Origin of the sequence: Citrobacter sp. S46_ASV_140, assembly GCF_018919545.1 — a bacterium.
In the GTDB taxonomy this organism is placed as follows: domain Bacteria; phylum Pseudomonadota; class Gammaproteobacteria; order Enterobacterales; family Enterobacteriaceae; genus Citrobacter; species Citrobacter braakii.
On record NZ_JAHLRC010000309.1, the window covers coordinates 1 to 235 of the forward strand.

The window sequence follows — 235 nt, forward strand, 5'->3', positions numbered from 1 at the left end:
GGATTACTCAGCGCGGTGCGCTTCGCCCTTCGGGTCGTTGCCTGCGGCAACGCTTTCTCGCTAACGCTCGAATCGAACCTTAGTCGAAGCTTCTCATCCTTCCCGCTGGGGCAGAATATGAGACATTACAGATGGATTTGATACAGGTGCGTTATGAAGTGATGGTGGTGGGGGAAGGATTACTCAGCGCGGTGCGCTTCGCCCTTCGGGTCGTTGCCTGCGGCAACGCTTTCTC

At 56.6% G+C, this 235-nt stretch carries 2 other RNA genes; both read right to left on the minus strand.

Annotated elements, in window-relative coordinates:
* Positions 1-118: non-coding RNA, RtT sRNA (locus tag KQJ19_RS23915), on the minus strand; the annotation flags it as partial.
* Between the two features lie 44 nt (positions 119-162).
* Positions 163-235, minus strand: a non-coding RNA gene (locus KQJ19_RS23920) — RtT sRNA; the annotation flags it as partial.